Origin of the sequence: Nostoc sp. (genome assembly GCF_035638895.1) — a bacterium.
Lineage (GTDB): Bacteria > Cyanobacteriota > Cyanobacteriia > Cyanobacteriales > Nostocaceae > Nostoc.
In genome coordinates, this window is the sequence record NZ_DASQZC010000377.1 from 1 (window position 1) to 14,907 (window position 14,907).

The 14,907-nt window shown below is 42.2% G+C and carries 17 protein-coding genes and 1 tRNA gene; 10 read left to right on the forward strand and 8 right to left on the reverse strand.

The window, feature by feature from the left end:
* The first annotated feature begins 110 nt into the window (after window positions 1-110).
* From VE944_RS18555 to VE944_RS18570, 4 genes are all read left to right on the forward strand, one after another.
* Window positions 111-335: a hypothetical protein gene (locus tag VE944_RS18555; RefSeq protein ID WP_324979986.1), complete on the forward strand. Its 225-nt coding sequence runs from the start codon at window positions 111-113 to the stop codon at window positions 333-335.
* Between the two features lie 2 nt (window positions 336-337).
* Window positions 338-1,585 (forward strand): P-loop NTPase family protein, encoded by a 1,248-nt coding sequence (locus VE944_RS18560; protein WP_324979989.1) that lies wholly within the window; start codon window positions 338-340, stop codon window positions 1,583-1,585.
* Window positions 1,551-1,796: a hypothetical protein gene (locus VE944_RS18565; RefSeq protein WP_324979991.1), complete on the forward strand. Its 246-nt coding sequence runs from the start codon at window positions 1,551-1,553 to the stop codon at window positions 1,794-1,796. Before VE944_RS18560 ends, VE944_RS18565 begins: the two co-directional genes overlap by 35 nt.
* A 278-nt stretch (window positions 1,797-2,074) precedes the next feature.
* A complete protein-coding gene (locus VE944_RS18570) occupies window positions 2,075-3,223 on the forward strand; it encodes a tyrosine-type recombinase/integrase (RefSeq protein ID WP_324979994.1) in 1,149 nt (382 codons plus the stop codon).
* A gap of 46 nt (window positions 3,224-3,269) precedes the next feature.
* On the opposite strand, the gene ylqF is transcribed toward VE944_RS18570, so the two are convergent.
* The 6 genes from ylqF to VE944_RS18600 form a co-directional block, all read right to left on the reverse strand.
* Window positions 3,270-4,151, reverse strand: a complete 882-nt coding sequence (ylqF, locus tag VE944_RS18575) for a ribosome biogenesis GTPase YlqF (RefSeq protein WP_229473036.1) — start codon at window positions 4,149-4,151, stop codon at window positions 3,270-3,272.
* A gap of 31 nt (window positions 4,152-4,182) precedes the next feature.
* The gene (locus VE944_RS18580) at window positions 4,183-4,566 is read right to left on the reverse strand and encodes a VOC family protein (protein WP_324979999.1); all 384 of its coding nucleotides are present in this window, start codon (window positions 4,564-4,566) and stop codon (window positions 4,183-4,185) included.
* A 129-nt stretch (window positions 4,567-4,695) separates the two neighbouring features.
* A complete protein-coding gene (locus VE944_RS18585; protein ID WP_324980002.1) occupies window positions 4,696-5,118 on the reverse strand; it encodes a type II toxin-antitoxin system VapC family toxin in 423 nt (140 codons plus the stop codon).
* Window positions 5,115-5,369: a DUF2281 domain-containing protein gene (locus tag VE944_RS18590; RefSeq protein ID WP_196522436.1), complete on the reverse strand. Its 255-nt coding sequence runs from the start codon at window positions 5,367-5,369 to the stop codon at window positions 5,115-5,117. The genes VE944_RS18585 and VE944_RS18590 overlap by 4 nt, the downstream gene beginning before the upstream one ends.
* 351 nt (window positions 5,370-5,720) lie before the next feature.
* A tRNA-Arg gene (locus VE944_RS18595) sits at window positions 5,721-5,793 on the reverse strand.
* 66 nt (window positions 5,794-5,859) lie between these two features.
* Window positions 5,860-7,062 (reverse strand): murein hydrolase activator EnvC family protein, encoded by a 1,203-nt coding sequence (locus VE944_RS18600; protein WP_324980079.1) that lies wholly within the window; start codon window positions 7,060-7,062, stop codon window positions 5,860-5,862.
* 239 nt (window positions 7,063-7,301) lie between these two features.
* Here VE944_RS18600 and VE944_RS18605 point away from each other — a divergent pair, with 239 nt between their 5' ends.
* Both VE944_RS18605 and VE944_RS18610 read left to right on the forward strand, forming a co-directional pair.
* Window positions 7,302-8,891 (forward strand): NAD(P)H-hydrate dehydratase, encoded by a 1,590-nt coding sequence (locus VE944_RS18605; protein WP_324980008.1) that lies wholly within the window; start codon window positions 7,302-7,304, stop codon window positions 8,889-8,891.
* 13 nt (window positions 8,892-8,904) lie between these two features.
* A complete protein-coding gene (locus tag VE944_RS18610; protein WP_324980011.1) occupies window positions 8,905-9,069 on the forward strand; it encodes a hypothetical protein in 165 nt (54 codons plus the stop codon).
* A gap of 39 nt (window positions 9,070-9,108) precedes the next feature.
* Here VE944_RS18610 and larC read toward each other — a convergent pair whose 3' ends face one another.
* A complete protein-coding gene (gene larC / locus VE944_RS18615; RefSeq protein ID WP_324980081.1) occupies window positions 9,109-10,395 on the reverse strand; it encodes a nickel pincer cofactor biosynthesis protein LarC in 1,287 nt (428 codons plus the stop codon).
* Window positions 10,396-10,490: 95 nt separating this feature from the next.
* Here larC and VE944_RS18620 point away from each other — a divergent pair, with 95 nt between their 5' ends.
* The 4 genes from VE944_RS18620 (at window position 10,491) to VE944_RS18635 (ending at window position 13,915) form a co-directional block, all read left to right on the forward strand.
* Window positions 10,491-11,150: an L-threonylcarbamoyladenylate synthase gene (locus VE944_RS18620; RefSeq protein WP_324980014.1), complete on the forward strand. Its 660-nt coding sequence runs from the start codon at window positions 10,491-10,493 to the stop codon at window positions 11,148-11,150.
* A 504-nt stretch (window positions 11,151-11,654) separates the two neighbouring features.
* Window positions 11,655-12,875 (forward strand): HetZ-related protein, encoded by a 1,221-nt coding sequence (locus tag VE944_RS18625; RefSeq protein WP_324980016.1) that lies wholly within the window; start codon window positions 11,655-11,657, stop codon window positions 12,873-12,875.
* Between the two features lie 116 nt (window positions 12,876-12,991).
* A complete protein-coding gene (locus VE944_RS18630) occupies window positions 12,992-13,213 on the forward strand; it encodes an addiction module protein (protein ID WP_324980018.1) in 222 nt (73 codons plus the stop codon).
* Window positions 13,214-13,438: 225 nt separating this feature from the next.
* Window positions 13,439-13,915 (forward strand): PD-(D/E)XK nuclease superfamily protein, encoded by a 477-nt coding sequence (locus VE944_RS18635; RefSeq protein ID WP_229488079.1) that lies wholly within the window; start codon window positions 13,439-13,441, stop codon window positions 13,913-13,915.
* Here VE944_RS18635 and VE944_RS18640 read toward each other — a convergent pair.
* Complete coding sequence (locus tag VE944_RS18640) at window positions 13,887-14,744, reverse strand: DNA adenine methylase (RefSeq protein WP_324980026.1); 858 nt, start codon at window positions 14,742-14,744, stop codon at window positions 13,887-13,889. The genes VE944_RS18635 and VE944_RS18640 overlap by 29 nt on opposite strands.
* Window positions 14,745-14,907 lie beyond the last annotated feature (163 nt).

The following is a 14,907-nucleotide window of genomic DNA, read 5'->3' on the forward strand; positions in this document are numbered from 1 at the left end:
TTAGCGATCGCTGGAATTTTCACACTTTACTTACGCCAAGCCGTGCCAGAGGTCAGAGATATCTTGCTGCTACGTGTGGGGTTAGTTGCTGTGGGGGTATTGCTAGGGATATGACAATCTACAAAATTAAGTACTGGGACAACGAAGGACACGGAACGACTTTAATTGATTCGCCTAGCCAATTGGACGTAGAGGAAGCAGCAAATTTAATACAGGAGCAATTACAAGAGAACGGGATTGATACTAGTCCAGTACAGGTAGAAGAATTTCGGGAAGTCGAAAATTCTTTGGATCTGCTTGTGGCAAATATCCAAAGACTAGGTTTCGGGGGGTAAACATGAGCAGTGATTTACACCCTTCCCAGTTACACCAACATTTGCAGATGTACAGCCGCGCCAAGTGGTCATGCTGGAGTAGTTTAGCTGTCAGCTGTGGCTTGTTGTTTCTGGGAGCAAGCCAAAAGCAAGAGTATAAGCCGTGGGTGTTGGGTGCGTCGGTCGCTACTTTAGAAGTTGGTCGCAGACATCGCCAAACAGCAAAGATACTTCAAGAATCCCTTGGTGACATCGACCGAGCGTCGCGGATCAACTTCCAAGCGTGGGCCCGTGCCAATACCCAACCCACAGCACAGTTAGCTGTCACAGTTGGCGCTCTTGATGCCAACTGGAAACCAGAGAACTTAATCACAGATCCGGTTGAATACATCCAGAAAAAACAAAAGCACGTTGCTCTAGTTGGCGGCACGGGCGACGGCAAATCAACCTTTACCCAGTATTTGTCCTCCAAAATCGGTGGTAGGGTTGTTGTTTATGACAGCGACGCTAAACCGGATGATTGGTCATGGATTGATCAAGCCGATGTCATTGGGCGCAAGGGAAATTTCAAAGCCATCGACACAGCGATGGGTAAAGACTTAGAAATCCTTGAAGACCTAGTTCAGCTTAGGGGTGAAGGGGGAGATTTAGCGATCGCCGGTCGGGAACGATTCATGATCGCGGAAGAATTCCCGATTTTGGTGGACGAGTGCGACAATTCTACCCCTTGGATAAAACGCCACGCCAAACGGGGTAGGCGATATAAACAGTTCATTTGTGCGCTGGCCCAAAATGACACGGCAGAGAATTACGGCTTGCAAGGTGACAAAGACACCCTCTACAGCTGCTTTGTGCTGGTGCGGTTAGGTCAATTTGGACGCGATTACGCCAGGACTAAACTCAAAGATCCTCAACTAGAGCAATGGTTGAAAGCTGGTGGTAAAAAGCGGTTTATGGTCGATGACTGCCCATGTGAGCTTGACCTTAGCAACTGGGGAACTACTGCTCAAGCACCTGTGGAAAACTCCGGCGGGGAAAATGACGAAGTGCGATCGCTCCAAGACCTCAATGAATATGAGCAAATCATAATCACCTGGGGGCAAGAGCATCCAGGGGAGGTTTTGAAGGCGCGAGTACTCCAGCAAGCAAGCCAGCAATTTAAGAAAGATGACCCAGAGAATATCAGGATAATCTTTCAATCTCTTGCTGATAGGGGATTGGGGGAAGTGGTAGATAGTGGCGATCGCTTGGGCTGGAGGTGGTCAAAGTAATGTCTACAGCTTGCCTACAGTCCATCTACAGGCTGTAGGCAACGCTTTACAGGTGAATTATCCATTGAATAGGCAGTGGTTGAGTGGAAGTGCGATCGCTCAATACATTGCCACTAACTGTTCAAAAGTGCGTCTACACCGCCTACAATTTTTTACCCACGAAAATTCGGCTGTAGACGGCGAAAATCCACCCTATAGCGGGTTTTGGTAATTGTAGACAAATTTTTTGGGGTTCAAAAAACTTAAAAAATTCAAACAATTAACTCTGCAAACGCCAACAACTTCTGAGGAGCCCAAGTTAATCAAAATCAGGGTTTGGGCTGCTAAAGAGATGGTGGAGGATACAGCAGAATTATTTGTAGAAAATGCCGAAAGCAACGGATTGAGACTAATAGAAAAATCTGCACCTTACCCATGCTGACCACCCAATCAACTAGAGAGCAGAATTTATTTAACCTTTGAAGATATTCATAAAACCGATGAATAACTATGGCTATAACCATTGACCCTAAAACCCAAAAACTAAATATTCGCTTTAGGGTCAATGGTTACGACAAGCAATTTTATTTATCCAGTGGTCTTAAAGATTTAGCTAAAAATAGAATTATCGTAGAATCTCGCTGGGAAGAAATTCAGCGAGATATTGCATTGGGACGTTTCGATCCAACACTAAAATCATATAAATTTGGAAATCATCAAAACGTTGCACTTCCAGTAGAAAGAGAACCCTTATGTAGGCTATGGGATAAATTCTTAGCTTTCCAATCTCAACATTTAGAGCTTTCAACACTGGAAAGTGATTACAAGCAAATAACTAAAATTGTTACCGAACTTTCAAGTAAACCAATTGAAGATGCTCCAACAATTCGGGATTGGCTGCTAACTAAATATAGCTACCATACAGCATACAAAACGCTTGCAGCTTTTTCTAGGTGCTGTAAATGGGGTGTTGATTCATTTTTAATTAGTTCCAATCCTTTTGAAAAGATGCAGTTACCAAGTCCCAAGAAAAACAGTAACGAGAACGGGGACAAAGCTTACACCTTAGAACAACGGGATCTAATTATCACGGCTTTTGAATCTCACCCCAAATTTTCACACTACAGCAGCCTGATTAAATTTTTATTCTGGACTGGATGCCGACATGGAGAGGCATTCGCTTTGACATGGGGTGATGTGAGCCGCGAATGTACTCGAATTTCTATTACAAAAGCCTACGCTTCTCGCGTTCGTGTTGTCAAAGGAACCAAAAATAATAAACGGCGTGTGTTCTCCTGCTTGCAAGGCTCCAAACTGCAATCCTTGCTTGCAGAGGTCAAACCAGATTCACCAGATCCAAAAGAATTGATTTTCAAAAGCCCGACTGGGCAGAGACTCAATTTAAACATTTTAGATAAATGCTGGCGGGCCCACGATGTCGGAGAGTATCGCTATAACGGGGTAGTCAGAGAACTGGCTGACCAAGGCATAGTTCCTTACTTGAAGGCTTATAGCACTCGGCACACCTTCGCTACTTGGGCGATCGCTTCCGGGGCATCGCCGGAAAAGGTGGCTTACTGGATCGGCGATAACGTCCAAACAGTTTTGAGGTACTACTGCCACCCAGAGGTTACCAAAGCTGAATGCCCAGACTTTTGAGTACTACTCACCTGCTACTTAAAAACAGGTTGAAAATGCTTGTAATTTAGTTAGGAGGTAATTCTAAACTCATTTCACCTAACGAACCTTTGCGAAAATCTGTTAAAAGTTGCCTTGCAGCTCGCTCTATATCACCTTTGTAACGATGCTCCGCCAAGGCGTGCAAATAGGTGTCTCCGGTGTCTGATGTCGAATCGAGTTGGTAACGGGACTGTAATGGTTTCTTTGGTAATAAATCTGCGGCTACAGCTTCTAAATAGTTGAGTAAATCCACTAGGGCCGCTGCTACTAGCTGGTTATCGTAAGATGCTTCACCGATATCATCACAAATGGCTAATTTCAATGCTGCATCTTGGTCTTCCAATCTTAAAGGGATGACACCAGGAGCATCTAGCAATTCCAAATGTTCAGAAATTCGCACCCAACGTAGTTGGCGCGTCACCCCAGGACGGGCTGCACTTTCTACTACTCGCCGTCCTAACAGGCGGTTAATCAAAGCTGATTTACCGACATTGGGAAAACCAATCACCACAGCTCGGACTGGACGGGGTAACATGCCGCGATCGCTTCTTCTTTTATTAAGTTCTACTCCAGCAGCTTGTGCTGCCCGTGCCACTTCTGCTATACCTTTACCATGTTGAGCGTTGGTAAAATAAGGGACTTCCCCTTGACGTTTAAACCAATCTATCCACAGCGATCGCATTTGCGGAGTAATCATATCTACTCGGTTAAGTATCAACACCCGTGTCTTACCCTCAACCCACTCACCTATTTGGGGATGGTGAGTCGCTAAGGGAATCCGCGCGTCTCGTACCTCAAACACCACATCTACGCGCTTTAGCTGTTCTTTGAGCTTCCTTTCAGCTTTCGCAATATGACCCGGATACCATTGAATCAGGTTTAATCTATAGTTTTGAGTTATAGCCATAATCAATTACCAAATAAATTATTATCACTTATTAATTATCATTCACTGGGGCTTGATGTAAAATTATCCGATTCCCATCAGGATCATAGGCATAAATTTCTCTGCCGTGGGAAGCAATGGAAATGTCTCCTGGTGGGGGATAGCCCAAAGCTGTTAGGTGAGCGATCGCATCTTCTAAGTTACTCACCTCTAAGCATAAACTTATCTTACTTTTGGCAATCGCTTCAAATTCCGATTCGTTTATGTTCTTTGGTTTAAAAATACCTAAACGCATACTAACCAAATTAAACTCAGCATAGACATTCGGAATTAAAATAACTGGCTTTTGCTCCAGCAATTTAGTATAGAAATTCACTAAATTCTCGCAATTAACCGATGCTATAGTGACAAATGCGTTAGTGTACTGGAAAACCATATTTACCTTTTGCCTTTTGAACTTTTAAGTTACATAGCATAGGCAGGCAAAATGTCAAGCTTAGAGGATGTTTTAAAAGTGATTAACTCTAATTTTAGGTACTTGTATCTCACTGATATCTATCCCCTTTTATATCCCATCAGCAATAATCAAATCCATCATCTCATTCTTATTCTTCCGATAAACCCGAAAATCACTATCTAGCGTCAAGACACAACTCCCCACAATTAACTCACTCATTCTTACCAAACACGCATCAGCTAACGACATTGGCACATTCTGATATCGCTTCAGCAACTCTTTAACCGTTCCTATTTCATCACTGAGACGAAAAGAGATTTGAATTAAGCCAGTATCTAGTAAAGACATAACTGCATCCTCTCCGCCATAAAAATCTCGCAATATAAAACACGTCTCAGTAATTACTGCTTCGCAAGTAAAGAAAGGCGGTTCAATCTTTTTCCATTCATTAACTGCCCAATTATGCGAATTTTCCCGATTATTAATAAATGCGACTAATGGGCCTGTATCTAGAAGTACCTTTTTCCTCATTTCCAACCGTAACCCTCTAAATACTTCTTATTGGTAGCTAGATCACCAGGCCCTCCATCAACACAGCCAGCAAACTCTTTTGCAGCTTCATAGGCGGAAATAGGTTCTTTCTCTTCTTTATGCTGTACATCCTGCTTTTGTGCTTTAAAATGCAAAAATTCAATAAAATTTAATACCTCCTGCTGCTTCTCAGGAGATAACTTTTTAAATTCATCAATTATCATTTGTTCTTTATCAATTGCTTGAGTCATTATCTTATCCTCCTAAAAAAATCAATCCAAAATCTAAAATGTCAAATTAGCAACCACACAATCAAAGCGCATTACGTTATTGTAAACCGTAAATTTAGGTCACCTGCATGTATCGCCAATCTCAATTTGAAGTTTGGTATAAATTATATTAAAAATCTATTTTCTAGTAAGTTATTAGGGATTATCATCGACAGGATTTAGCAATAACTTATAATCCCAAATTATATTACTAAGTCTAAATAGTTTTTTATATTCCAGCTACCCGTTGCCATTATATTTCATAGGATAAATTGGATTTATCCCACGAGACAAAATGACCTGTCGATTTTATGGTTAGTCTTCTAAAAGTAACGAGCGCGGAGGGATTTGAACCCCCGACCCACAGAACCGGAATCTGTTGCTCTATCCACTGAGCTACGCGCCCTTAGTCTTACACATTATAGCACGTCTGTGATAAAATTTGCAGCCAAGAGAAACTGGGTTTTTGGATTCAAAGATAATTAGCTGGATCTACGGGTGTACCATTGCGGCGAACTTCAAAGTGGAGGTGGGGGCCAGTTGAGAAACCTGTGGAACCGACAGCAGCGATCGCTTGTCCGCGTTCGATTACTTGTCCTTCGGAAACATACAACTCGCTGGTATGTCCGTAGAGTGTAGTTATACCATTGCCGTGGTCGATAATTACTGCTCTGCCATAACCACCATACCACCCAGCAAAAATTACTCTGCCCGAATCGGCTGCCCGAATTTTACTACCATAGCTAGCGGCAAAATCCAACCCGGCATGAAAGCGACGATAGCCAAGGATTGGGTGTATCCGCCAGCCGAAGGGACTACTAGTAGAAGCATTGCTAGGATATGCCATTATACCAGTTCCCCGAATAATCACACTTGTCCGGCTGTTGGTTTTTGCTTGCGCCTCCTCTGTTGCTCTAGCTTCTGCTACCTTTTGTTGAATCAAGACTTCCAGATTTTGAGATTCCCTCTCTAGCTGGTTTTGTGCTGCTTCCAAGGCTAGGCGATCGCTATTGAGGCGTTGAATCAATTCTGATTGTGACTCCGCCTGGTTTTGATAATCGGATTTTTGTGCTAACAATTGCTCACGAATCAAGGCAATTTCGTTTTTTTGCTGTTCTACGTCCGTTTTTTGTTTATTTATTAGCTTTGCTTGTTGGTTGAGTTTTACCAAAATTTGTTCGTCTGCCTGATACACTAACTTCAACTGATGACGACGGCTGAAAAAGTCGCTGATATTTTGACTTTCGAGCAAAACTGCCCATCCAACAGATGCAGGCGATCGCTGGAGATAACGCAATCGTGCTACTGTTGCTATTTGTCGCTCTTCATAAGAACGTTCCGCTACTGCTAAATCAGTTTCCAACTGCTGGAGGCGTTGGGTGGCGAGTTGTAATCGTGATTCGCTCTCTTGAATGTAGCTATCTGTAGTTTGCAGATTTTGCTTTAAACCAGTGAGGTGTTTTTGGGCCTCTTGTTGGAGATTTGTTAAGCGATTGCGATCGTTAACCACACTTTGACGCTGTTGGTTCATTTGTTGCTGCTGTTGTCGCAAAGTATCAATAGGCGCTGTGGAGGTTGCGTTGACTGGAATTAATGCCAAAATCCACAAAATGCAGCAAAATGCAATAGATAAACAGCCAAAAATCTGCTTTTTTCCTATAAATCGCGCTCTCATAGCGTGAAGCCTAACCAAAACGATGCTTTCAAACACTATGAGGATTATTCCCAAAATTTGATTCACCCACTCCAACGCATGATTAAATTGTCTGCCAAGTTGTAACACAAAGATTCCAGCGATGTCAGCATTAAGCAGTTAGTTCATTTGGATCAAATCTGCTAAAGTTTCAGTTACCCTAAAACTCATAACTCAGCACTGGCTCAAGCGTAGCTATCCGCTAGCAGGACTTAAAACTGATGCAGAATAGGCAAGAAAAAATTTCGCAAGTGGTAGTGACTGCTGTGCAAATGCGCGATATTGAAGATCGGATCTTTGCAGCAGGAATGCCTGTCGTAGCTTTAATGGAAAAGGTAGCGGGATTAATTGCCCGTCGCATTCAAGAGATCCCCCCAACCCCCTTTAAAAAGCAGGGCTACATCCTTTCAAACTCGCCGCAGGCGGGGGGATTTCGTGTTGGAATTCTTGTCGGGCCGGGTCATAATGGCGGAGATGCTTTAGTAGTAGCCCGTGAATTATACTTTCGCGGGTATGAGGTTTGGATTTATTCTCCTTTCTCTAAGCTTAAGGAATTAACTTCACAGCACTTGCAGTATGCTCAGAGTTTGGGCATTCCAATTTATCAAACAATTGAGCAACTGCCAAATTCTGATTTGTTAATTGATGGCTTGTTTGGGTTTGGTTTAGAAAGAAATCTTACCGATCCAATCGCCTCTGCAATTAATCAGTTAAATGAATTGCCTGTGCCGATTTATAGTATCGATTTACCTTCAGGTTTGCACACCGACACAGGCGAAGTATTAGGAACTGCCATTCGCGCCACTCACACTTTTTGCTTGGGTTTATGGAAGCTAGCTTTCTTCCAAGATCAGGCGCTGGAATATCTCGGCAAAGCTGAGTTAATCGATTTCGATATTCCTTTAGCTGATGTGGAAGCTGTTCTAAAAAATGTACCCAGCATTAAACGTATTACACCAGCAACGGCTCTTGCGACTCTACCCATACCTCGTCCACCAGTCACCCACAAATATAAGGAAGGACATTTACTGCTGATTTGTGGTTCGCGGCGCTATGCAGGTGGAGCAATTTTAACTGGTTTGGGTACTAGGGCTAGTGGTGTAGGTATGCTTTCGATCGCTGTACCCGAATCGCTGAAATCTCTTTTGGTGTCACATTTGCCAGAAGCGCTAATTGTCGGTTGTCCAGAGACGGAAACTGGAGCCATTGCTCAATTACAATTACCAGAAAAAACCGATCTGAGTTCTTTTAATGCGATCGCTTGTGGCCCCGGTTTAACACGAGATGCCACTCCTATTGTGCAAGAAGTGATCAACAGCGATCGCCCTCTAATTCTCGATGCCGATGGTTTAAATATCTTGGCACAAATGGGAGCGATCGCCACATTAAAAAAACGTCTTGCTGTAACCGTACTCACACCCCACACTGGCGAATTCCAACGATTGTTTCCTGATGTCCCCGATGCCAAACATGACAGAGTGCAAGCAGTACGGGAAGCAGCAGCCCAAAGTGAGGCGATAGTATTATTGAAAGGGGCGAGAACTGCGATCGCAAACCCTCAAGGTGCTGTTTGGATTATTCCTGAAAGCACACCTGCCTTAGCGCGTGGTGGTAGCGGCGACGTGTTAACTGGGTTACTGGGTGGATTGTTGGCGCAAGCAGCAACAAAGCAGATTCCCATAGAAAATATTGTGGCAACTGCTGCATGGTGGCATTCGCAAGCGGGTATAATAGCCGCCCAAGAGCGTACAGAATTGGGTGTAGATGCGTTTACATTGACACAATATTTGATAAAAGTTCTAAGTAATTAAACGGCTTTTAACTATGACTCTAGAAATCGACACCGAAAAAGAAAAATTACAGGCAAGCAGTAGTTTAAAGACAAATCAAGAAACAGAAAACGAAAAAGTTCTATGTCCTCATTGTCAGCGCACCGCTACGAACGGTATTAAATGTAAAGGCATTTGTGTGGCTGACAATGACTATTAAGGTGTGATCCAGTCTCCAACGAGGAATGAGGAATTTGGATCAGTCATTGGTTAAATACCAACGCTGTAGCGCCAACCGTTGAATTTCGCGCCAGGGAATATTATGTTTTCGGGCTAAGTCTGCACAATCTTCATATTCTGGCTGCACATTTGCAATAACTTTTTCTGGTGATTGCCCTTTCCATGCTATTTTTACACGTACTTTGCCATATTCAATTTCTACTTGTTGAATTTCCCGTTGTAAAATGGCGCGTTGCTGAGTTGTTCGCCGAATACCCAAAGTTGTAGTTTCGCGGAATATAACCGCTTCACAACTAAGTAAATTTTCTGGATGACAAATCACAGTCAGCAAAATCCCTGGACGGGACTTTTTCATGGCGATCGCTTGGGTAAAAACATCCACTGCACCAGCCGCAAACAACGCCTCAAACACATAGCCGATCGCTTGCGGATTTAAATCATCAATTTGAGTTTCTAGTACCGAGATGGTTTCTAAATTTGAGCTAGTATCTTCAGAACTGCTGAAATTTGACTGTAAATTTGCGCTTTCACCCACCCAAAGGCGTAAAATATTGGGAATGGGTAAATTTATGGTTCCTGCTCCCAATCCTATCTGCTTGATAGCGATCACAGGTGGTGAACCAAAATCTCTTGCCAAAGTAGTAGCGATCGCAGCTCCTGTTGGTGTCACCAGTTCTCTGTCAATCCCATTGCTATAAACTGGACAACCCCGCATTTCCCACAGCTTTAATACTGCTGGTACTGGTACTGCCATCTGACCATGTGCAGCCCGAACAGTGCCGCCACCAGTCGGGAACGCCGAGCAGTAAAGTAAGGGCAATCCTTCGTCATTGCTCTCAATCCCCAACCAATCTAATCCCAGACAAGTACCCACAATATCTACGATCGCATCTATAGCACCCACTTCATGAAAATGAACTTTTTCAGGAGAAATGCCATGCACCGCCCCTTCTGCGACTGCTAGCTGTCGGAATACCGCCAAACTCCAAGCTTCTGCCCGTGATGGCAACCCTGCTTTGAGAATCATCCGCTCTATTTCTGGCAGGTGGCGTGTGTGATAGTGATTGTGTTCGTGGTCGTGGTGATGGTGGTGGTGGTGATCGTGTACTAAATCCACATGTACTTTAGTCGCCTGTTGACCATTACGTTGGACAAATTCTGCCCTTAACTGATATTCCTGTTCAATACCCAACCCATTGAGTTTTTCAATTAAATACTCCACAGGAACACCCAAACTCACCAAAGCACCCAGGCACATATCACCAGAAATTCCTGTCGGACATTGAAGATAAGCAATTTTATTCATAATAAATTTGTTATTAGTCATTTGTCATTTGTCATTTGTCATTTGTAAATAACTAACTCCCAACTCCTAACTCCTAACTCAGCGCTCCCCGTCCTATGGCAAAAATTTTCCCAGTTCATCCGGATAATCCTCAAGTTCGCCGAATAGAGGAAATAAAGTCGGCGCTTTCTAGTGGCGCAGTCATGCTTTACCCTACTGATACAGTCTATGCGATCGGTTGTGATTTGAATGCCAAGTCGGCGGTAGAACGAGTGCGGCAAATTAAACAGCTAGCAAATGATAAACCACTGACATTTTTATGTCCCTCGCTTTCAAATGTGGCAACTTATGCCTTCGTAAGTGACACAGCCTATCGAATTATGAAACGCCTGATTCCAGGGCCATACACGTTTTTGCTCCCAGCAACTAAATTAGTACCGCGATTGGTGCAAAGCCCCAAGCGAAAAAGTACTGGAATTAGAGTACCAAACCATACTGTGTGTTTGGAACTGCTAACAGCGTTGGGCAATCCGATTATTTCAACTTCAGCACATCTGCCACCAGATGAAGCAGATAATGGCATGATTCGGATAGATCCAGAAACTGTTCAGTCGCGGGTAGAGCTATTTGATCGTTTGGATAAGTTGGTAGACATAATTGTAGATACTGGCGAAGAACCTACTTATGAAGTATCTACTATTTTGGATATGACCGGAGACGAAGCAGCAATTATACGGAGGGGTTTAGGTTGGGAAGCAGCAGCAGCATGGGTATAAGAATTCCGGGACTGGGGATTGGGTATTGGGTACTGGGGAAAAAATTCTTTTAAGATTTGGTTGGGGTATGAATCCACATAATCATCTTCCCAATCCCCAGTCCCTAGTCCCCAGCCCCTACTTCACAGGCGCACCTCTCTGTTTCGGAAATTGTGATAAAAGCGACTCCAGTTTTTAAATTGTCATATTTTAAGGCTATGTCTACGATGGGCACAGATGCAATAACAGGATGGTGGCAACAGTTGCTACAGCAAGGGATTTGACAACTTTGAGAAAATGGCGGGTACTTGTGTCCCAGCGTCAATGTGGTGGCTTGTGAAAAAACCGACACATTTCCATAACTGTAACTCTCTCGTATTTCCTACAGTTTTATATATGAGCTTTAGATGTGAGCATTACATGCGGCAAGCCTTGATGGATGAATGCCTAAAGATTCGTAAGCCAAGGCCGGCCTTGATTGCTGTGTCTGCGTTGTAATTACGGTGCAATACTACTGGAAAAGTCATGAAATCTAACGTCGTTAATCTACCAAACTCTACACCCATTTTTGATAATCACCTTTCGACTGAAGAATTTTCAGACAGCAGCAGCGAAACCTTGATTGAATTGCTGTGTCAGGAAATGCAAGCGCAAGTGAAAGCAGCACCCAGGTGTGTAGAAGCTTTAGCAAACCGCATAGCCGTAGAAGTAGAACGCATTTGCGATAAAAGCTCCCGTATCCAAACATCTGGGGAAATCAAATCCTGGCAGATTACGTTGGGAAGGCATCGGATGCACAAATGCTTACGTTACTACCAACTAGGTTCAAAACAAGGGCGGGTGGAATTACATAGCAATTTGGGTGCTATGGTTTACCGCCATGTAACTATATCCGGCTCTGAGTTGGGTTTTGAGGCTCGTTACAGCCTGATTGAAGATTTTTTACAAGCATTTTATATCGAAGCTATCAAAGCTTTCCGCAGAGAAAACGAACTACCTAACGATCACACACCGCGTACTCAGCTGCAATTAGCTGAATATATGGCATTTACAGAACAGTATGCCAAACGCCGGATCAATTTACCTGGTGGTGCAAATCAGCAATTGATTATCTTGCGGGCCCAAAGCTTTGCTCGTCGTCAACCGCAAGAAACTACCGTGGATATTGAAATGGCGGTAGAATCTGCTAAGGGTGAAGAAGCGGAATCTTACCAGCGTAACTCGGCGGTGCAACAGCTGCGATCGCAAATGATTGCCCAAACTAATTTTGATCCATCAGAAGAGTCAGAACGCGATCGCGTCATCACTGAATTGATGAAATACCTGGATTCTCAAGGTCAATCTGACTGTATGAACTACCTCAGCTTGAAACTTCAAGACCTCTCAGCCCCAGAAATTGACCAAATTCTCGGTTTAACCAGCCGTCAGCGCGATTATCTCCAACAACGGTTTAAATATCACGTAGAAAAGTTTGCCAAACAACACCACTGGCAATTGGTACATCAATGGTTAGGCGCGGGTTTAGAGCAAAAATTGGGTTTATCTTCCCAGCAGTGGGAAATCTTTGTGAATCAACTAACAGAACAGCAACAGCAAATATTACAGTTAAAAACTGCACGGGAAAATGACGTTGCGATCGCCAAAACCATCAAATGCACCCCCAAACAGTTACAAAAGCGCTGGACTCAACTTTTAGAACTAGCATGGTCTATTCGCAACGGTCATACTGAGGCACAGACAGGTTGAAGTCAAAACGAAATAACTAAAATTCATCCAAGCTAAATTCCAGTTATTAGAAATGTTGTTATAGATATGGCGGTTTCAGGGTGTAATAATTAAGGTGAATAAAATTATAGAAGGGCATGAACTCAGTATTTCCCGAACTCTTTAATCTTTCGAGAGCGGAAAAACTTCAACTAGTAGAAGATTTATGGGATGAGATTGCCGCTACACCAGCAGCACTCCCAGTTTTAGATTGGCAGAAACAAGAGCTAGCCCGTCGCAAAGCCGAATATCTACAAAACCGGGTCATTGGCAGCAGTTGGGAAGATATAAAAGCCAGAATTCCTCAACGGTATGGCTAGAAAATTAACTATTTAACTATTATTTCAATTAGTAACTGGTTGCCGCTCCAAATTATTAATACATTTGTATTTGTTTAGTACAAATATACCAATACTTTCAGATTTTTTACCTATTAATCCAACCTTGTTTAGTCAAAATCAAAAATTCATATTAAGCAACCAGCCCTTTTTTACTGCTTTTGTGAAATTCTATAATAAGCAGGACTTTTGGCAGAGGGATTGAGGATGGCTCTGACTCAAGGCGGACGGGCAAATAAGGCTGGGAATATTTTAGAAAGAAATGTAGAAGCAATTTTGACTGGGCATAATTATTTCCAAGTCGGGAACTATGTGCCAAAAGAATTTATTTTAAATGCTGCTTTATTGCCAAAGCGTTATGGAAAAGAAATTTATATTGGAACTGGAATTTATCATACCGATCTGAAAGTTGACTTTTATGTTGTTGGCTCACCTGCAATGCCATCTGGTTTAATTTTCGAGTGCAAATGGCAAGAAAGCCCCGGTTCAGTTGATGAAAAGTTTCCTTACTTGAATATGAACATCCAGAACTATTACCCTGCACCAACTATCGTGATTTTAGGTGGTGAAGGTATGCGAGAAGGCGCAAGCAAATGGCTAAAAGCAAGAGTTAATGATAACCATAATTTATTAGCAGTTTATAGTTTAGACAGATTCATTGCTTGGGCGAATAAAAATCTTTAAAAGATGTAATTAGTAATTCGTAAATCATCCCTCTATTTTTAATGTTTGAATTAATTGATCGGGCTGCTTTGATTTTATAAGTTTCAAAATTAATATCGGTATAAATTTTTTTAATAAATTCGCTATTAGAATTACATACCATAACTTTGACACCACGACTTACTAATTCTGCACAAGTATCTCTCAAAACTTCTTGATCTTTTTTACTAAAACAATTTTGGCTATAAGCAGTAAAATAGCTAGTGTCACTAATAGGATGGTATGGCGGGTCAAAAAATACAAAGTCATCACTGGTAGTGGCATGATTCAGGACTTCTGTAAAATTTGCTTGTTTAATTTCTGCATGAGAAAGCGCTTCTGAGGCTGCTTTTAATAACACCTCAGAACAAATATTGGGATTTTCATATCTGCCTAATGGGACATTGAATTTACCCTGTGAGTTGACTCGATAAAGACCATTAAAACAAGTCTTATTAAGATAAATTAAACGAGCAGCTTTTTCTATATCAGTTCCACCAGAGTGGTTTCGTATACTATAGTAATAATCTTTATCATGTCGAATTTTATGCTCTTTCAATAGAGAAATTAATTCCTCAGTATGATCTCTAACACAACAATAAGTGTTAATTAATTCGGCATTAATATCAGTTAAAACTGCTGTGGTTGGTTGGAGATAGAAAAAAACAGCACCACCACCTAAAAATGGCTCATAGTAATTTTTATAACTCTTGGGAAAATAAGGAATATATTGCTGTATCAACCTACTTTTACCCCCTGCCCACTTCAAAAATGGACGCGGGCTAGTTTCCTTGGGGATTTGAATTACCATTTACTTGCGATTTAACTGAAAATAATCGTGACTAAATAAAGCAAATATAACCGACGAAGTATATTTTATATTAGCTGGCTAATTTTCCAGCCGCATAGATTACAATTGAATAGATAAAGCATATCAAAACAAACGTAAGTATATAACAAGGCAGTTGACATTC

What these genes read in the sequence shown, in the direction of transcription:
- VE944_RS18555 (WP_324979986.1), top strand. Translation starts at nt 111, where the DNA reads ATGACAATCTACAAAATTAAGTACTGGGACAACGAAGGACACGGAACG.
- VE944_RS18560 (WP_324979989.1), top strand. Translation starts at nt 338, where the DNA reads ATGAGCAGTGATTTACACCCTTCCCAGTTACACCAACATTTGCAGATG.
- VE944_RS18570 (WP_324979994.1), top strand. Translation starts at nt 2,075, where the DNA reads ATGGCTATAACCATTGACCCTAAAACCCAAAAACTAAATATTCGCTTT.
- ylqF (WP_229473036.1), bottom strand. Translation starts at nt 4,151, where the DNA reads ATGGCTATAACTCAAAACTATAGATTAAACCTGATTCAATGGTATCCG.
- VE944_RS18580 (WP_324979999.1), bottom strand. Translation starts at nt 4,566, where the DNA reads ATGGTTTTCCAGTACACTAACGCATTTGTCACTATAGCATCGGTTAAT.
- VE944_RS18585 (WP_324980002.1), bottom strand. Translation starts at nt 5,118, where the DNA reads ATGAGGAAAAAGGTACTTCTAGATACAGGCCCATTAGTCGCATTTATT.
- VE944_RS18590 (WP_196522436.1), bottom strand. Translation starts at nt 5,369, where the DNA reads ATGACTCAAGCAATTGATAAAGAACAAATGATAATTGATGAATTTAAA.
- VE944_RS18600 (WP_324980079.1), bottom strand. Translation starts at nt 7,062, where the DNA reads ATGAGAGCGCGATTTATAGGAAAAAAGCAGATTTTTGGCTGTTTATCT.
- VE944_RS18605 (WP_324980008.1), top strand. Translation starts at nt 7,302, where the DNA reads ATGCAGAATAGGCAAGAAAAAATTTCGCAAGTGGTAGTGACTGCTGTG.
- VE944_RS18610 (WP_324980011.1), top strand. Translation starts at nt 8,905, where the DNA reads ATGACTCTAGAAATCGACACCGAAAAAGAAAAATTACAGGCAAGCAGT.
- larC (WP_324980081.1), bottom strand. Translation starts at nt 10,395, where the DNA reads ATGAATAAAATTGCTTATCTTCAATGTCCGACAGGAATTTCTGGTGAT.
- VE944_RS18620 (WP_324980014.1), top strand. Translation starts at nt 10,491, where the DNA reads ATGGCAAAAATTTTCCCAGTTCATCCGGATAATCCTCAAGTTCGCCGA.
- VE944_RS18625 (WP_324980016.1), top strand. Translation starts at nt 11,655, where the DNA reads ATGAAATCTAACGTCGTTAATCTACCAAACTCTACACCCATTTTTGAT.
- VE944_RS18630 (WP_324980018.1), top strand. Translation starts at nt 12,992, where the DNA reads ATGAACTCAGTATTTCCCGAACTCTTTAATCTTTCGAGAGCGGAAAAA.
- VE944_RS18635 (WP_229488079.1), top strand. Translation starts at nt 13,439, where the DNA reads ATGGCTCTGACTCAAGGCGGACGGGCAAATAAGGCTGGGAATATTTTA.
- VE944_RS18640 (WP_324980026.1), bottom strand. Translation starts at nt 14,744, where the DNA reads ATGGTAATTCAAATCCCCAAGGAAACTAGCCCGCGTCCATTTTTGAAG.